Consider the following 17827-nt stretch of genomic DNA (forward strand, 5'->3'; position numbering starts at 1 on the left):
ACCTCATCAATATTTGTAAGTATGTGCATTTTGCATCTCACCCAAGATCGGGCTGATGCAAGTGAAACCGGAAGGGGTATAGACATGAGCAGTATTCCCAAAATCGTCATCCTCGGCGCGGGCTATGGCGGGATTCTGACAGCCCAGCGGCTGCAGAAGGAATTGAACTATAACGAGGCCGACGTCACACTGGTGAATCGGCATGATTATCATTATATTACTACACATCTACATATGCCGGCAGCCGGCACGGATACCATTGAGCATGCAAGAGTGCCCATTTCCAAGCTGATTGATGAGTTCAAGATTGATCTGGTCAAGTCGTCCGTGAAGGAGATTCGTCTGCAGGATCGGAAGATTATTCTGGAGGACGGCACGTTATCCTATGATTATCTGATTATTGGACTAGGCGGTGAGCCTGAGACCTTCGGTATTCCGGGGATGCTCGATCACGCCATGACAATCCGCAGCATTAACTCGGTCAGATTGATTCGAGAACACATCGAATATCAATTTGCGATGTACAAAAACGACAACAAACGAAATCGTATTCGGTTTGTCGTAGGTGGAGCGGGTTTCAGTGGTGTTGAATTCGTAGCTGAACTTGCAGATCGTATTCCACAGCTGTGCAAGGAGTTCGACGTGAATCCGAAACATGTGCATATCTATAATGTAGAGGCAGCGCCTTCGGCCTTGCCTGGATTTGACCCGGAATTGGTAGAACATGCGATGAATGTGCTCAAGAAGAAGGGCGTTACTTTCAAAATTGGTGTTCCAATCAAGCAATGTCTCCCGGACGGGGTTATTGTGGGTGAAGGTGAAAAGCTCGATGCGGCTACAGTCGTATGGACCGGCGGCATTCGCGGTAACTCACTGCTTGAACAGGCAGGTCTTGAAGTGATGCGAGGACGTGTGAAAGTAGATGACTACTTGCGTGCTCCGGGGCATGAGCATGTCTATGTCATTGGTGATAATTCACTTGTGTTCAATGCTGAAGGACGGCCTTATCCGCCAACAGCTCAGATTGCGATGCAGCAGGGTGTGAACTGCGCTAAGAACGTCGTAGCATCCATTCGCAAGAAACAGCCACAACCTTTTGTATTTACGAGCAAAGGCACAGTTGCTTCATTGGGTAAAGGTGAAGCCATTGCCGTTGTGGGCGGCAAGAAATACAAGGGCTGGAAAGCGGCTCAGTTGAAGAAGCTGGTCGATCTGCGTTATCTGTTCATCATTGGTGGTATTCCGCTGGTCCTGAAGAAAGGGCGGTTTTTTGGATGAGACATTGTAGTGTTCAGGTCCGGGGACTATTAACACGTGAAGAGCTGGATCGTTACAACGCCCTGATGCAGGTCGGTGGTTATCTCGAGGAACAGGATCAGTATGATCTGGCCTACATCGTGCAGAAAGAAGTGGATATTCTCATTATGCCTGCGATTGAGCGGCTTAAAGAGAAGGGTCGTGACCGTGATCGGGCCACAGCCGAGTTCCTCGAATCGCTGAAAGCGGTAGATGATGAGGACGAGGATTAGAGACGATATAAGTTGAACTAAAGATGTTTACACATACACTTCAATGACAGAATAACCTTCCAATCGCTGTTATCCCCAGATTTTTTTGATTCCCTTTTGTTAAAGGGAAAATCCGGTGATAGCGTATGCTTCCGATGCAGCTTTCTTTCAGAAAGCTTGTAGCTTCGCTTTTTCAGTTTTTTTCTGTCCTTTCCGTTTTTGTGTAAATAAATAGTTCAAACAATATAGATCTAAATCAAGCTTGAGGTAGTAGAATATAGATAGATAATAAAGCACCGCTGACAATATCCTTTACAGGAGATGTCGCGGTGCTTTATTGTGCTTTGTGCTGTTTCTACAGCTTAAGCATGTCTTCCAGTGTTCCTTCGTTCAACAGACTTCCCACATAGAACGAACCGAATTCGCCATAACGGGCGCTAACTTCATCGAAACGCATCTCATAGACGAGTTTCTTAAACTGAAGTGCGTCATCCGCAAATAGCGTAACGCCCCATTCCCAATCGTCGAAACCGACAGAGCCGGTAATGATCTGTTTTACTTTACCCGCATAGCTGCGGCCAATCATGCCGTGACTGCGCATCATGGTGCGACGCTCGTCCATGGACAGCATGTACCAGTTGTCATTCAGCTCACGTTTTTTGTTCATTGGATAGAAGCAGATGTATTGTCGTTGTGGCAGAACAGGTTTCAGACGGGCGATAATATCCGGATTCTGCATCGGGTCTTCGCCTTCTTTGCCAAGATAGTTGCTCAGTTCCACTACACTGACGTAGGAATACGACTTAGTTGTGTATTGGGCAAACATCGTTTTGTTAAACGCGTTCTCAACAGCCTTCAGATCCTCCAGCGTTTCACGCAGGTGCATCATGACGAGGTCTGCTTTTTGACCTACAACCGTATACACAACGGTACTTCCTTTGGATGAATCCTCGACTTCTTTCCATTCTTTCCAGAATTCCTGAAGCTCGTCCAGTGCTACAGCGCGTTCTTCATCATCTGCTGCTTTCCAGGCGGCCCAGTTAATCGAGCGAAAATCATGCAGGGCATACCAGCCCTCCAGTGTTGATGCGGCTTCGTTCATTGGTTGTGTTCCTCCTGCAAGGTATATTTCCAAATCCCTATAAGAGGTTGTTCAAAAAGTCCGCTTTTGATTACGAATCATGCCTGGTGGCATCATCAGCATCGAATATGGCATTCAGCCGAAATAAGTGGGAGGCTTACGAAGTATGTTTCCTTAGGAAACATTGTAGCTGCTCACGTAGCTCTATCTACGCTCCGCTGCTCCATTTCTAACTTCATTCCATCTTCTCGGTACTGAAAACCAGTCTTTTTGAACATGCACTATAAGGGACGGGTGATTGCTTTATCGTTTACATTGTATCCCAACATGAAGCAGAAGGGCAAATGAACAGAGTATAAATATAGGGAAATTTGTCCAGAAAGTTCGTTGCTTCGCCACATTTTTTGCGGTACACTAACTACTATCCAGAAGTGAAACCTGAATGTGTGAAAGAAGAGGTGAATGTCGCCCGATGCAATTTATACCTGTGTTGGTATTGATGGTATTATTTTTCGTTATGATGTTTGGTATCGGTTTCATTCTGAACATGCTGATGAAGACAACTTGGTTTCCTTCCTATCTGTTCATTATTGTAATTCTGCCTATTGTTGTGTACTCTCTATGGGATCATTCGTCATCTCTGATGTCACATCTGGGTTCTTTCCAGCTTGTAGACTATATGACGGGCATCGCTGGACTGGCTGGTGCGATAATCAGTGGCTGGACGATCCAGAAGTTGCGTTTGGGTGGGTACAGAATGTTTTAGATTGTTGGGAGAGAGGTAACACATGCCACTGTAATCGCGTGAAAGTCTTGTCTTTGTCGTAAACGCTTACGAGTACAAAGGGAAGGCTTTTTTGCTATTCATTTATATTATAAGGATTATTGTACACTTGTACTTCATATACATCTGGAGAACATTCTCTTTAGATATTCCCTTGTATTCTGCGGCTACAGCTTTTATAGTATTCTAGCGGCTCTCGACATTTTATTTTAGAAATTTGCTGAATTCGGCGAAAACGTGAATGATGTCGACCTAGGACGAAACGGAACGAGAACAGGCCATCTTTTTACCTGTTTTTGAGCATTTGAGGATCAGACATTTATGATAGAATAGATAAACATACTTTTGGGGAGAAGGAGATCAGGCTATGCGCATGAAGAATCTGCACCATTATACTGAACATCATCGCTACTGCGTATACAGGGAGTTTGGACTTAGCGCCCTGGATGACCGTATGCTTACAGGAGCATATCAGCCCATGGTAGGTGCTTTTGCGGTTGGCTTGTATCGGCTGTTGTTTCAGCATCTTCCCGGTGAACAGGTCGGTTATTCGCCGCTTGAACAGCAACGGAGGCTGTTCATGACGCTTGGCTTGGAGCCAAGTGAGAAAGGGCGCAAATATTTGTTAGAGCAGACATCCAAGCTTGAGGCAGTGGGGCTACTTCAGACATCACGCCTATATATACCGGAAAATGATGATTACATCTACGAATATGAGCTGCAACCGCCGCTCTCTCCGGCAGAGTTTTTCCGGACACAGCATTTGACACTGCTGCTTCGTGACAAGATAGGCAAATTTGCCGTCCTTTCCCTGCGTTCCGGTTTCTCGGCAGTGGAAAATGGCGACGCGCCTTATCCGGCAGCTAATAAAGAGAATATTTCCGTTCCCTTTTACGATATATTTGAATTGAATACCCACGTAATTGATTATGAGTTGGAGCAAGCATTGTCGGAAGTATCAACTACGGCGCAGCGGACAGGCACGAATGATGCAGCGGAAGAAAATAGTTTGAACTATGCCGACATTATTTTGCGTTTCCCGCGGGAGTCCGTCAATCGCCGTCATGTAGAACAATTGCGATTTGATCACGAACAACTTGGCATTGTAAATTATGTCGTGAACAAGTTTAATCTCAGTGTGCAGGATGTATGCCGTCTGCTGGATGAAGATGATATCTTCAGTCCGCAGGGCCAGCTGATTCTGGATGATCTTCAGCATAAGGCGAGCATGCAGTTCAGACAGACGAAGAAGCGGCATGAGCAACAGACTGTACAGGCAGCCAAGGTCGTGGCACTGAGACAGCATATGGAGGAGCCTGAACGGAAAGAGGACTCTGGTGAACCACCTGTTGAACATGGAGTACAGATGGAATACTACGTCGAAGTACCTCCACAATTTATGACCAAGTGTGATATTCATCAATACAATATGATGTTGCGGAATGAGCCGTATACGCGTCTGTTGCAGACGTTCTTCCCGGGCGCAGTACCGGACAATCTCATCGATATATTTGAGAAAATTGATCTGAGCTACAAGTTGCCGGGTGAAGTCATCAATGTATTGATTCATTATTTGATGGCATTGCTTGTATCCGGTGGCGAGCAGCGGATTAACCGTAACTTTGTTGAGGCGATCGCCTCCAACATGTTGCTTAAGCAGGTAAACTCCTACGAGAAAGCCGTCCAATATATTCGTGATCAGGCCAAGGTCAAAGGCAAACAGGCTGCTGGTGCAGCTGGAACCCGTACCCGTACATACGGCAAAGGAACCAAAGCTAAACCCGAAATTCCGATTGTACAAGACATAAGCACCGATGGAGATGCCGTATCCGAGGAAGAGTTCGAAGAGATGATGAGATTTGCCCAGCAGATGCAGGCGAGTAAACAAAAAGGAACTTCTTAAATATTTATTATATAGCAAAAAGGCGAGTCCCCCGATTAATGGAGACTCGCCTTTTTGCTATATAAGTTGAACTGAAGAAACGTATTTTACGTTTAATCCATTTTTTTTATTATTTTGTAGGATATTTATCTAATTTAAACCACTGCTGAAATTCCTTTTTTGTGATTCTTTTTACAGGCTTAACTTTTTTGCTTCCTGTATCGTATCTGAAAAGAATCCATTGATCTGAAGGATACTCACTAATATAATCAATATTTTTTCCGTTCTTATACCATAAAATTAGACCTGTGCTAATATAGTTGGTTGCCCGAGGGAGATAAACAACACTGTCTTTCTTAGTGTCGTATATTGCTAACGTGCTTTTATCCGTACTTCCATAAGAAAATGCAATGATGTCTTCTTTTGGTGACCAATTATATGATGAAATGGTTTCTACATTTTGTTTACCTGCTTTTTCAAGACGTTCGTTTATAATTGTGTAATTTCCTGTTTTAAGGTTCACGAGAATGAGGTTGCTGCCGGCACTTTTTTCTACTTGGATAGCAACCCATTCATTCGATGGAGATTCAGCAACACTACTTATATCCAATAATTTCACTTCAAAATCTCCTGTTTGTAGGGTGTGCTTTTCTTTACCATGAGTAACTACAATGGTGTCAATGATGTTTTGCTCAAAATCGGCAGCAGCATCTAGCTTTAAGGTGTTCGCGGTTATCGTGATGTCGTCACCTCTCCAGACAATTTTGTTTGAGCCTTTTGTTTTTTCAAACTTAGATATACTCTGGTATGTCGAAGAGTTCACAGATGTTGAGTTAGCAGCAATATGTGCTATTTTATCTGAAGTATGAAGTGAAGATGATGCAGTTGATAACGTGCCTAAGCTACCTAAAACAATGACGCTTGATAATAAAACATTGGTGTATTTCATTATTATCTCTCCTTCATTTTGGGAAGGCGGTTACATGATGTGATTCCCTCCAGAACTATTCCAATCTTTGCTTATCATTATAAATTTGTAAAGATATGAAATCATAGAGATGATATGAAGTGAGATTTCAAAAAGGGTGATTAGTCCTGTAAGTAACAAACCTGAAAGATTGAATACATATTTATTTTATATTTATGTGGCCTTCTGACTCTCTCTGGTGTCTAATTCATTGTAAATCAAGAGGAGGTTCTTACCATGTCAGGAGCTCATGACACAAAACCTGTTTATCCGGATAAACAGGAAAGTATCACTAACTTTGAAAACACTTATGAGCTGTATCGTCAAAGAATTTGCAACTACTTTTCCCTGAAATTGAACCCGATGGTTGCAGATGATATGACTCAACAGGTGTTTTTAAAAGCAGTCGAGAATCTTCACCGATTCCAAGGGAAATCAAATTTATTTACATGGATATTCAAGATTGCTCAGAATACAGTGAAAAACGAATATCGAAGATTATTGCGAAAAAAAGAAACGCCGTTTGATTTTACGGGATATGAATCACAGTCGATCTCCCTTGAATTTACGAAGTATGTTGATTTTCGAATTGATGTCGGAGTTGCGCTGAAAAAGTTAAATGAAACCGACCAGGAAATCATTGCATTACGCTTTTTTGTGGACTGCACATTGCTTGAAATTTCTAAGATTGTCGGGATGCGTGAGAGTGCAGTAAAGAACAGACTCTACAGAGCTTTGGAAAAACTTAAAAAGGAACTGAAAGAATGGGGAGGCGTTACGATCATGTCTATTCAAGATCTGATTTCAATTGTTAATAAGGGTGAAAACGAGGGATTGAACAATCAGCCCAATAAAGTACACCATGATTTGTTCAATGAACTAAGTGATCATATTGAACGAATCTCGTTAAAGTACAATTATCATCCATCGCGAAAAGTAACGATTGAAGTATATCCTGATATGCCATCGTTTCACCAAGCGGTCGGAGAAGCAGATGCTCCGAATTGGTTCATGGGTACCTATGAAGGGAGTATTCTCAAAATTGTATCTCCATTAAATCCAGGACCGGAGCATACCTATCCATCGATTCTTAAAGGTACGGTTCACTTGTTCACCATGTGGCTAATAAGTGAAATCAATCCGAAGGCTCCGAAATGGATAAGGCAAGGAATTGGTGGATATGAAGCCAAGCTGATGACTCAGGACTATATTGAAGGTACAACAGAAGAGGCTATTCACAATTTAGAGATCCCAACGTTCGAACAATTAGATAATGATACCTGGGATTTCGAAACGATGAAGGGTTTTCAGTTTTCGTTCCTATTTGTGGAGTTTGTTGTTCAACGATATGGAATAGACCATTTAAACAAATTGATCCGTGACCCTCAGGATTTTAATGGTATCTTTCAATGTTCCGAGAAGGAATTGCATCAGAAGATGGTAGAGTTTATAAGTAAGTAACCCATACAAAAATGTATGTTGCCCGGGGGAAGAACTGGGCTTTTTTTAACGTGGTTATAGTTATGTTAAAGGTACGATCAATTAATTGGATTATTTTGTATAATGCATATAAAAAGAGGTTGTCTATGAATCCTATGGATGAATGTAAATAATACATATGGAGGTAATTAAGTTTGAAAACTCACTACTATTTCAGTTGGTTTAATCATTTTTTTCCTGAGAAGCTGGTCCATTGTTTGCAGGAGGATATACAAGACAGAAAATTGCTTGTTATGATTAGTGCTAATCCGTCTGGTTATAAAGATGAGCAAGTTAACTTTGATGATGTTTCTGAATGGACATGGTTGAATCAGGCTAACATTATTTTTGATGAATATCATTTCATCGATTACCGTATGCAGAAAGAAGATGCTCAGCGATTCATTCGGAACGCTTCTGTCATTTTTTTATGTGGTGGATATCCTGTTTTACAGAACGATTTTTTGTTGGATTATGAATTATCGGATGTTATTAAGAATAGCAATGCCATTATAATGGGTGCCAGCGCCGGTGCGTTAAACATGGCTGCAAAATGGTTAAGCTTGAATAACACTGATGAAGTTGAAACAAGTACTATTTATAATGGTATTGGTTTTGATCATTTTGCTTACGAATCTCATTCTCAACGCGATTACGCAATGTTTGTTCAAGGCTACCTGTTCCCCTTGTCTGAAGAGATTGATATTTATGCGGCAGAACAGGAGAGCGCTATACGTGTAAAGGACGGCAAAATAGAAATAATGGGACCTGTATATTTAATTTCCCACTCAAAGATTCAGAAGTTGGTTGAGACGCTCTAATTAGGGTGAGTGGCTGTGACCTTACATAAGTAATTCCTTTTGATGTATAAAATCATGGCTAACAGGCGAATTATCTCAGGTCTCCTTTCTATGAGTTTGTAAATAGATGCAATCTTAATATTCCTAGGACCTAAAGTCGGCAGGGTGTCAGAGTGATCAGTTACTTATTTAAACTAGCGGACTGACAATAGGATCGTTGCAAAAATGCTAACGATCCTTTTTGGTATACCTTTACAGAAAGTAGAGAACACGAAAAATTATATTAGGATGATGAGCTCCTTATTAAGCTAACGGGCAGGATAGTTTAATGATTGGGGCTATAAGGCTGTACTAGATAGAACATGTATGGTGTACTGTTGAGTTACGGGAGACCATAACAAAACCACCTTTTCGAAGGTGGTTTTGTTATGGTCAAATACTAGTATCAAAATTTAACATAGCCTAGATTTTAAATATTGCACCCACATCCCGTGCAGCTCAGCTTCCGATACTTGAAATGCGCCTTGAAAATCAGTGGCATCGCGTATGAATTTGTTGAGCGCATCTAAACTGTATGAATGGATGAGATATTCTACGAGCAAGTGCGAGAATGCATATCCCCCTATCTTCTCGAAATCCCAGGTATCATTAGTTAATGCTTGAAAGCTAGGGACAGCGTTATTTTGAATCGATTCGGAAGTTCTATACTGGATATATTCTTGTGACGTTTGTTTGGCTTCATGCCCGCCGAGACCGTGTGTAAGCCATTTCGGTGCCAACGGATTAATATCCTTCACTAACCACACCGTAAACAAGCTTAGAGTGTGCCGTAGTACCGATTGATACGTATGTTCAGGGCCTGGGTTGAGTGGGGATACGATTTTAATTTTATTGTCTTCATAGGTTCCCATAAACCAATTGGGCGCATCCGGCTCGTTTATTGCTTGATGAAAAGTGGGCAGATCCGGATAGATCTCAATAGCGATTTTCTGAGAAGGTCGATGACGATAGGTTATAATAATTCGATCTACATTGCTTTTCAACTCTTCAAATAAGTCATGGTATACCTTGTTCATACCATCATTCTTGGAGGGAGCCTCGTTTTTATCCACAATTGATATCAATTCTTTAATAGACATGATTGTAATGTCACCCCATTCTTTTAATTCTTTTTTTAGTTTGTTTAAGGCACGATAGAGTCTGTTCTTGACTGCGCTTTGAGGCATCCCGATGATTTTGGATATTTCCAATAAAGTGCAATCGACGAAAAAACGCAATGATATGATTTGTTGATCTAATTCATTCAATCGGGCTAATGCAACACTAATATCAAGACGAATATCGACATCTCTAGCAATATCGAGGGATATCGATTGGGACTGAAAATCGATTACTTCGTGCAATATTTCTTTATTTCGTGATTTCGTGCGATACTCGTTTTTCACAATATTTTGAGCGATTTTGAATAGCCAAGTAAATATACTGGAGTTATACTTAAACAAATGAAAGTTTTCCATTGCTTTTAAAAAAGCTTGTTGCGTTAAGTCATCGGCAGTTGCCGAATTTGTCTTTACTGCAATATAATTTCGAATTCTATCTCGATATTGATTATAAATGGCTTCGAAATGCTGGATGTGCTCCTGATCCTCCGGAAGAACAGGGATTTTCTTTTTGTCTTGAGCTCGTGACACCAGTAATACCTCCTCCTGAACTTACAATTCATTAGACACCGAAGGGAGGTAAAAAGCCACATCGTTTTAAAATAATTTTACACGACGCCACTCCACTTTTTTTAAACCCCGAAAAAGCAAAGCGTAAAGGCAATTCGGCTATGTGGTATTAAGTGAGGATTACCAATGGAGAAAGAGATGCAGGAGCTAAAAAACGTATTGGCTTTCTGGGAAAGCAAGTTCAGCTCACCTTGATTGGAATCTTTCAATTTATACCCCCCCCCAACGATTTGAACTAACGGGAAACGTTAGCTCAATAACAACAAGAAAGTAGCTGATCATTGTGATTGGCTGCTTTTACTCAACTAACGGACAGTTTTGCTGAATAGATCTGCTGAGTATGTGGAGCATCTGGCCTCTCGCAGTTGGTTGCGGACAAGAGAGATAAAAATCGTAAGGTAAAGGAGAAGTCTGGCAGATACGATTGCGATTAAAAAACTACCCATGACGCACATGCGTCATGGGTAGTTTTTTAATCATTTCCATACGTTCAGGAGGGGGCCGTGTGAAATAGCGATGTCCTAATCACTTCGTTGGACAGGACAGACAAAGTTTTGTGTAAAAATGGCCACCGTCCGGGAAGGGCTATTCTTCGTATCATTTCCGAACCGACTTACTTGACCGGCCCCATCCAGGTTGAAATCGTCTTCTGCTGGTGCGGCAACGGCGGTTTTAACTTCCCGTTATCGATCAAATGCTTCAAAATATAAGCGACAAGCCGGCCTCCGCCGGTGTTGCCTCTCACCATGTAAGCAAGTTGCGGCTCCAAATGCTTCGGCTGATTTTGCAGGAACAGCTTGAGCATTTTATCGTAGAGCTTGCCGACAGCAGGCGCATACAGAGCGGACAAATCCGGCATTGCCTTGTTCAACCGATCCAACGTTTGCGGAGAGTCGATCCAGACCGCATTGAACTTGTACCCCTCCTCCGTCTTGCGGATGTACCCCTTCTCCAGCAGGAACGAATATTGCTCGCTGTTCTCTTCGTTGTCGGGCAGTTCTCCTTGTTGGAACGCATGACAAACCTCGACATTCCGGTATTCCAGGGAACGCCAATCCACCTGGCGGTCGCTCCAGTACGTATTGAATTGCCACAAGTATAAGGGGCTGTCTTCGACGTAGCGGAGCGACGGACCGAAGGTGATGTAACTACTCAAATCAAAACCCGGATCGGCATTGCTGCTCGTGTTCAACGCCGCATAGGCAATATACTGACCTCCGTCCTTTCGCATTGGTGCGACCGCATCGAAGTTGTCGCCCGCCGGCATGCTCCGCCAAGATTGCTCCTCGACGTTCTTGGGCAGCAAGGTCCAGAGCAGGAAGTTATAGTCGCCGTCCGGAACGTACACTCCGCTATCCTCGACTTGCCGGCGAACTTCCATTAACGCGTCGAAATGAACATCGGCCACTTCGGCGGCGCAATCTTGCCAGAATTGATGACCAGCTACGGCTAACTCGAAGAGGTCCCAGACGATGGTATTGCTTTGATATTTGCCGGGAGAGGTTTGGATGAGAAAATTGTAATCGGCCAGGTGCCGGACTTCGCCTTCCAGCAAAGACGGCGGCATTCCGAGCTCCTCCGCGATTTGATGTACGGTACGCGCCTTATGATAAGCCGCGTAAACGATATTTTGCGCCAAGGCGCGTCCAAGAAAATCGTTGGTTTCGCCCAGGCTGCCGGCCGAACCGGAATGGCCCATTTCCCCCATACTGACCGGATTGACACTTAAAGTTCCTGTTGCACGCATACGTTTCATCCCTTTCCGTAACTTCTTTTTGGCCTCGCTCAAATGCCACTTCACCGTGTTGACAGGAATATTCAGAGCAATCGCGATATCGCCGATTTTAAGCTCGTCGTAGTAATGCATGACCACGATCCGGCGATGGATGTCGGACAGAAACGCGACTTCTCGGCGCAGCTCGCGGTAAGCTTCGGTTACCAGCAACCGGTCAAGCGGCTCTCGGAAAGGGGCAGCAGACAGTTCGGACATGCCGTTGATTTCGAACGCTTGGGGAACGTGCGCACGCTTTTTCAACCAATTCACCCAAGTGTATCGGGCAACCGTCCAGACGTAAGCGTCAAGGCTTCTAATGTCCCGCACCCCAGAGAAGGATTTTAACAACTGCAGCATAATCTCCTGAGCCAGATCCTCCGCCTCGGCCCGCTGTTTGATACGGTTTAAGGCAAAACCGAAAATCGGTTTGACATAGCTCCGAATTGCTTCCGCCGCTTCTTTTTCGTTTTTACCAATTGAATCCATCTTTTGCCTCCATAGTTGCATCTGTAATTCCTGACAATTATATAGTGTGCCAGGCGAAATAAAGGTTGGGATTATTTTTTTAAAAATTTGGACGTCCTACCGGATCACTCATACACGTATAATTACAAACATCAAGAGTAGATCATTTGAATGGTTAAAAAGACGTTATGAACTTTTTTGTTAAACGAGATGAAGATTACTTTAGATGTAAAGGTCTCACTTTTAGTATATAAAGATACTTCTTTTCCGTTCAACTATGGGAGGATACAAACTAGGAGCACGAGCCGAAGTTCTTCTTCGGGTACTTGGGGTACTCCTTCGTTCCGTAGTGAACCAGGAGTGGTCTCGATTAATTATTCAAATGCATAATTGAGGTTCATTAAAATAAGGGGAAACGTTAGCTTAATGCTCAAAGAATCAACGTAATCAACTGCGGTTTACAACTAACGGATTTAAAAAGGAGCCCAATTTTGGCTACCTAATTAAGCTAGCAAGTAGGTTAACGGCAAGGATCGTATGTGGGCAGAACTGTAATATCAGGAGAATTTATGAGCTTAATAGGGGATGATGATTACTTATTATTCCAGATATATGCTACTCTCTTTTTATTCCATAGTTTTCTTAACGGAGAAATGGAAATTTAAATGTTGGGGGTAATTGCTTGCTTCTATCCGAACGATTGCCAATTGCAGCAAGTCTGTACCCTGAGGAACCTGCGTTAATGCGACATGGGCAAACGATGAGTTATGGGGAGCTTTACGGTCTAGTTGAAAGACTCAGTCATACCCTGTATGTTGAAGGACTCCGAGCCGGTGATCGCTTTGCCCTTTTAGGTGATCCAGATCCCCAGCTCGTTGTTGCGTTTTATGCAGCAGTTGGGATCGGCGCTATACCACTCGTTCCTTCTCCTATGCTAACAGTGCCTGAACTCGCTGCGATATTTCAGGATGCAGAACCACATATGGTTATTCATGATGACCAACATGCTAAAGTAGCTATTGCCACGGTAAAGCTTCTTGGGTATTGTCCAAAACTGTTTACGATAGACGAAGAAGGGACGAATAACAGTTCGCTCGCTGCTCTTTTACAGCAGGAACCCGCGTTCTCTCCAAAAGACCATTTCAAACGAAGTGTAGACGATACGGCAGTCCTGATTTATACGGGTGGGACAACTGGTCGGCCAAAAGGAGTAATGCATTCGCATCGTGGTATGGCTGCTTGGAATCAACTTACGCCTTCTGCAGGCTTCGGTCATGATCTCGGGCGTCGTGTGTTAGTGCTCAACTTATCCCATTTGGTGGGTCAGTTCCAGCTGTGGGCGACCATGGCTGCTGGAGGCTGTCTTGTATTCCTAGACGAATACCCGGCGGATGTACACCGCATTATGGAAGCTATTGAACGTGATCAGATTACACAACTCAGCACAGTAGGCCAACTGCTTCGTGATCTTACCCGCGAGGCATCCGTAGGAGGTAGAAACTTGAAGAGTCTATCGCTTATTGGCTGCGGAGGGTCCATTATTTCCCCGGATACACTACAGGAGGTCGTATCGCAATTTCCTGAAGTTATCATTGTGAACAACTACTCACAAGCGGAATGTGGAATGTCCATAAGCCGCCTTTTTCCTGCTCAGCATATGGGCGATCCTCATCGCCTTCGATCCGTAGGTCGTCCTGCTGACTTGGCTGCCCAAGGTGAGCAGGCCTTCGAAGTTCGGATAATAGATACGGACGGAAGTGAGACAGTTACGGGCGAGGCTGGAGAAATCGTTGTTCGGGGTGCACAGACCATGCTGGGGTATTGGCTCCAGTTGGAGGCTACTGCCGAGACCATGTCCGATGGCTGGATTCGAACTGGGGATGTCGGTTGTCTGGATGTCGAAGGTTATCTTTATGTGTTTGATCGCTTGAAGGATATGGTTATTGTGGGCGGTTCCAATGTGTTTTGCGCCGAAGTGGAGCATGTTATGGTGAGACATGAGTCGGTAAGCGAGGCGGCTATAATCGGACATCCTCTTCCTGACGAAGGCGAGGAACTCGTCGCTTTCATCGTGTTACGGGACGGTGAAAGTATGGATCTGACGCGGGTGCGGGCGTTTTGTGAGCCACACCTTGCTCCGTACAAATGGCCGACTCAACTGTTCATTGTGGATACTTTGCCGAGAACAGCCGTGGATAAAATAGATAAAAAGCAGTTGCGCAAGCATCTATCCTCAATTTCATCCGAAGGACTATGCTAACGGGAATGCTGTTTAATAGCTGTTGGATTGAATATTTATTGTTAAATCAACAAAAACAGCCCTTCAACTTCCTTTTGGAAGTGAAGGGCTGTACGTTTTTATCTCAACTGTTATGCAGGCGAGAACAAAAAATACTTTGCAGTATTATCTCAAAATCGTACTGACCTGATTGCCCGCATAATCCTCAATAACCAGCTTCAATGAGCTGTTGTTGGACGATGGCGTAAAGGTCAGTTCACTCAGCTTTGTTCTTCCCCGAATGATATACGGGAATTTCTGCGAAACGTAAGTGACTCCGAACTCGCGTGGTACCCCATTTTCATATACATAGATCTTATACCAGTCCTCCAGATCCGGGAGGGCTAATGTGTACTTTCCATCTTTTACCGTGACCTTTTCCTTGGCGTATGGTGTAATCTGAAGATCTGCGAGCTGTCCGGTATGGGTAACCGGATTCTGCCCGCCAATGGCGATGTTCAGCACGTAATGTTCACCATTGGTCGGAAGTCCGGTCAGGACGGCAGATTGTTTTCCTTTTTTGACCTGAAGTGACTTGGTGAAAGGTTCTTTCGTGTATTCTGTTTCTAGTGTGAGCTGAATTGACTCGTTGCCTTTACCGTTGTCTTTATTTTTATCCCTGTCCTTATCCGTATTCTTATCTTTGTCTTTGCCTGATTCTTTCGCTTTTTTCGGGTTTTTCCAGCTTACAATAGCATCGCCATTCTTTTTGAATTTCACATCAATATTCTGAACGGCTGCATTCAGATCGTAAGGCAGGACGGTTGCTTCACTTTCGGTACCATCTGCACCAACCGCACGGATAGACAGTTCACCAGATGGCTGTTTTAGCGATTTGATATAAAAAGTGGAATCATACACGCCGCCTACATAGGCGCCATTTTCATATAAATTGTATTGTTTGACCTCAGAATAGTCTTTCATGTCCCATGCGACAACCAGTTCATCGGTATTGGTCAGTGCTTTGGCAATATGGAATCCGGTCGGTGCATCCGGTACAGCCGCTGAACCGTCGAACATACGGATCTCGCCTATATTCATCTGGTAATTCTCAATCTCTTTGCCATTCGGGTCGAAGGATAATCCCATAGCGGCAATGGTTTTGCCTTGATATGCACTCAAATCCAGCGAAGTTGTCTTCCAGCCTTCTGTATGCTGGCCTGACTGAGGCACTTCCACATTGACCACGTTAGATGGATTATCTTCGAAGATCAACCCAACATGCAGGGAGGAAGCGTCACTAGTCGACGGTTTGTTATACGTCAGTTCCAGTTTGGATTGTCCGTTGACGGACAGGTCGGTTTTGTAGAGGCGAAGGAAGTTCTCCGCGTTCAGTGTACCGTTCACCACGAGAGAGCTGCCGCCATTAAACGCTCCAATGGAGTCATAGTTGTACCTTGCACCTTTCTCATAAGATGGACCGTAGTCAAAATCAACACTGAGCTTGTCACCTTTACTATCCATCCACCATTGCCAAGTGACAGGGATATCCTGAATGTTGATATTTGACCATTCTTTATCGTTCGAGACAGCACCGTCTTCATAATATTTCAGGCCGTGGCCCGTATTGAAGCTGGTCGCAAAATTAGAGCCGTTGATGACGGATCGCTCGGTAAGATACGCAGCGATTCCATCCCAGTTTGCGCCGGAAGCATACACATCCGACAGATCGGCAGACGCATTACGACGTGCATCTGTCGGGTCTTGATTTGGACCAGACCACCAGGCACGATCACGTACAAAGGTCATCCACTGGTACTCATCTTCCGCACGATGATTGGTGCTGCCATCGCCCATCTCTTCATCCAGAGCGTTGTGGGTGAAGTCGGCACCTAATGTCGCGATGCTGTTCATCGGTTGACCGTTCTCATCCAGGTTATGGCGCAGGTCATAGGATTGCTTCCAGCGGCCGAATTTGTCATGTCCACCTTCGACACCAGCAAAGACGGTTTCCAGTGGATCAAGTCCCAAGCTAAGGGCATGATCACGGGAATCGCGGAGCATCTTGTGGTTCCATACATAGTTCAGGAAGATGGAATCCGAGACTCTGCCGAGAACGGAATCCTGCACAAAGGGGCTGTTGAGCCCATTAAATTGGTTCTGGTATTGAATTTTGCCTGTTGTATTGATGGTGGAATCATACCACTGAACGTACAGGCCTTTATCTCTTAGATATTTCATGAATTTCTTGTAGGATGCGATATCTTCAGGGGCTACACCCCGGGCAACCTCTTCCTGATTGAAGAAATATCCATCGTAGTTGTAGTATTCTGCCATCTCGGCCAATTTCTCGGCCACAGGGAAGTTACCGTTTTCATCCTGGATCAGCATTTGTTTGTACGTCTGTGGTCCACGGTCATTGTCCGAGAAAAAGATGTTGGCAATGGACTTAACGCCATTTTTGTGGGCTGCATTGGTGTAGGCCGGATTCGGAATGTTCAAAATACCAAACTCGAAGTATTTCTCCGTCCATTCTTTACTCGGATCGTACAGCTCCTCAGGTACTCCCGCAGAGGCCATACCGTGCCAATAGCTGTAGTAGTCTGTATATTGCCAATAATTAAACAGGTACTGGCTGAATTCATTGGTATAAGGTGTGCTATCGAAGAATGCATTGCCATAATCACCACTCATTGTGAACAGTTGGGTGTCCGGGCTAAGCTCAGGATAAGCCTGTGTGGCAGCGAACGCTTCATTACGGGGCTGCAAGGGAACATGGGCACGAAGGAGATCACCATGGATATCACTTTCCGGTGTCCAGTTCAGAATCTGGGCCGAGGTGTACCCGTGTTGATAGGGCTGATTCATCCCTTTGGCGCTTTCGCCTGTGTAAGGGAGCGTGTCTCCGGCATAAACGGATGATGCAACAACTTGTCCAAGCAGAGCCGTAGTCAGGACCATGGCAGTGACCTTGGGAATGAGGCCTTTTGGTTTGAGTTTGCGTGTCATGCTGTTCCTCCTTCAAGTGGAATGAATGTAAGGTATTCTTTTACACAAAGCTAAACTTATGGTTAACGATAGTGGATGAAAGCGTTTTTAAATAGGGTGAAATTAAAGAAACACAGATATAAACTAAAGA

12 protein-coding genes are annotated in these 17827 nt (G+C 44.1%); 7 read left to right on the top strand and 5 right to left on the bottom strand.

Features of this window, described 5'->3' with window-relative positions; all coding sequences use genetic code 11:
- The first annotated feature begins 84 nt into the window (after positions 1–84).
- Both C170_RS00615 and C170_RS00620 read left to right on the top strand, forming a co-directional pair.
- The gene (locus C170_RS00615) at positions 85–1278 is read left to right on the top strand and encodes an NAD(P)/FAD-dependent oxidoreductase (RefSeq protein ID WP_036605766.1); all 1194 of its coding nucleotides are present in this window, start codon (positions 85–87) and stop codon (positions 1276–1278) included.
- Positions 1275–1529 carry a hypothetical protein gene (locus tag C170_RS00620; protein ID WP_036605767.1) on the top strand — a complete coding sequence of 85 codons (255 nt, stop codon included), beginning with the start codon at positions 1275–1277 and terminating at the stop codon, positions 1527–1529. The genes C170_RS00615 and C170_RS00620 overlap by 4 nt, the downstream gene beginning before the upstream one ends.
- A gap of 334 nt (positions 1530–1863) precedes the next feature.
- Here the strand turns inward: C170_RS00620 and hemQ are convergent, their stop codons facing one another.
- A complete protein-coding gene (hemQ, locus tag C170_RS00625) occupies positions 1864–2610 on the bottom strand; it encodes a hydrogen peroxide-dependent heme synthase (RefSeq protein WP_036605768.1) in 747 nt (248 codons plus the stop codon).
- 451 nt (positions 2611–3061) lie between these two features.
- Here hemQ and C170_RS00630 point away from each other — a divergent pair, with 451 nt between their 5' ends.
- Together C170_RS00630 and C170_RS00635 are read left to right on the top strand one after the other, a co-directional pair.
- On the top strand, positions 3062–3355 hold the full coding sequence (locus C170_RS00630; RefSeq protein WP_036605769.1) for a YuiB family protein: 294 nt from the start codon (positions 3062–3064) through the stop codon (positions 3353–3355).
- Between the two features lie 385 nt (positions 3356–3740).
- On the top strand, positions 3741–5276 hold the full coding sequence (locus C170_RS00635) for a helicase DnaB (protein WP_036605770.1): 1536 nt from the start codon (positions 3741–3743) through the stop codon (positions 5274–5276).
- 109 nt (positions 5277–5385) lie between these two features.
- Here C170_RS00635 and C170_RS00640 read toward each other — a convergent pair whose 3' ends face one another.
- Complete coding sequence (locus tag C170_RS00640) at positions 5386–6204, bottom strand: hypothetical protein (protein WP_036605771.1); 819 nt, start codon at positions 6202–6204, stop codon at positions 5386–5388.
- A 255-nt stretch (positions 6205–6459) separates the two neighbouring features.
- Between C170_RS00640 and C170_RS00645 the strand changes: the two genes are divergently transcribed.
- Both C170_RS00645 and C170_RS00650 read left to right on the top strand, forming a co-directional pair.
- Positions 6460–7683, top strand: coding sequence for an RNA polymerase sigma factor (locus C170_RS00645; protein WP_036605772.1), 1224 nt, complete (start codon positions 6460–6462; stop codon positions 7681–7683).
- Positions 7684–7856: 173 nt separating this feature from the next.
- Entirely contained in the window at positions 7857–8522 is a 666-nt protein-coding gene (locus C170_RS00650) for a cyanophycinase (protein WP_036605773.1), read from the top strand.
- A gap of 431 nt (positions 8523–8953) precedes the next feature.
- On the opposite strand, the gene C170_RS00655 is transcribed toward C170_RS00650, so the two are convergent.
- The gene (locus C170_RS00655) at positions 8954–10192 is read right to left on the bottom strand and encodes an RNA polymerase sigma factor (protein WP_036605774.1); all 1239 of its coding nucleotides are present in this window, start codon (positions 10190–10192) and stop codon (positions 8954–8956) included.
- A 652-nt stretch (positions 10193–10844) separates the two neighbouring features.
- Positions 10845–12491: an RNA polymerase sigma factor gene (locus tag C170_RS00660; protein ID WP_036605775.1), complete on the bottom strand. Its 1647-nt coding sequence runs from the start codon at positions 12489–12491 to the stop codon at positions 10845–10847.
- Between the two features lie 661 nt (positions 12492–13152).
- On the opposite strand from C170_RS00660, the gene C170_RS00665 reads away from it, so the two are divergent.
- Positions 13153–14730 (top strand): class I adenylate-forming enzyme family protein, encoded by a 1578-nt coding sequence (locus C170_RS00665; protein ID WP_036605776.1) that lies wholly within the window; start codon positions 13153–13155, stop codon positions 14728–14730.
- Between the two features lie 144 nt (positions 14731–14874).
- Here C170_RS00665 and C170_RS00670 read toward each other — a convergent pair whose 3' ends face one another.
- Positions 14875–17697: an endo-beta-N-acetylglucosaminidase gene (locus C170_RS00670; RefSeq protein WP_051446914.1), complete on the bottom strand. Its 2823-nt coding sequence runs from the start codon at positions 17695–17697 to the stop codon at positions 14875–14877.
- Positions 17698–17827 lie beyond the last annotated feature (130 nt).

The organism is Paenibacillus sp. FSL H7-689 (assembly GCF_000517905.1).
In the GTDB taxonomy this organism is placed as follows: domain Bacteria; phylum Bacillota; class Bacilli; order Paenibacillales; family Paenibacillaceae; genus Paenibacillus; species Paenibacillus amylolyticus.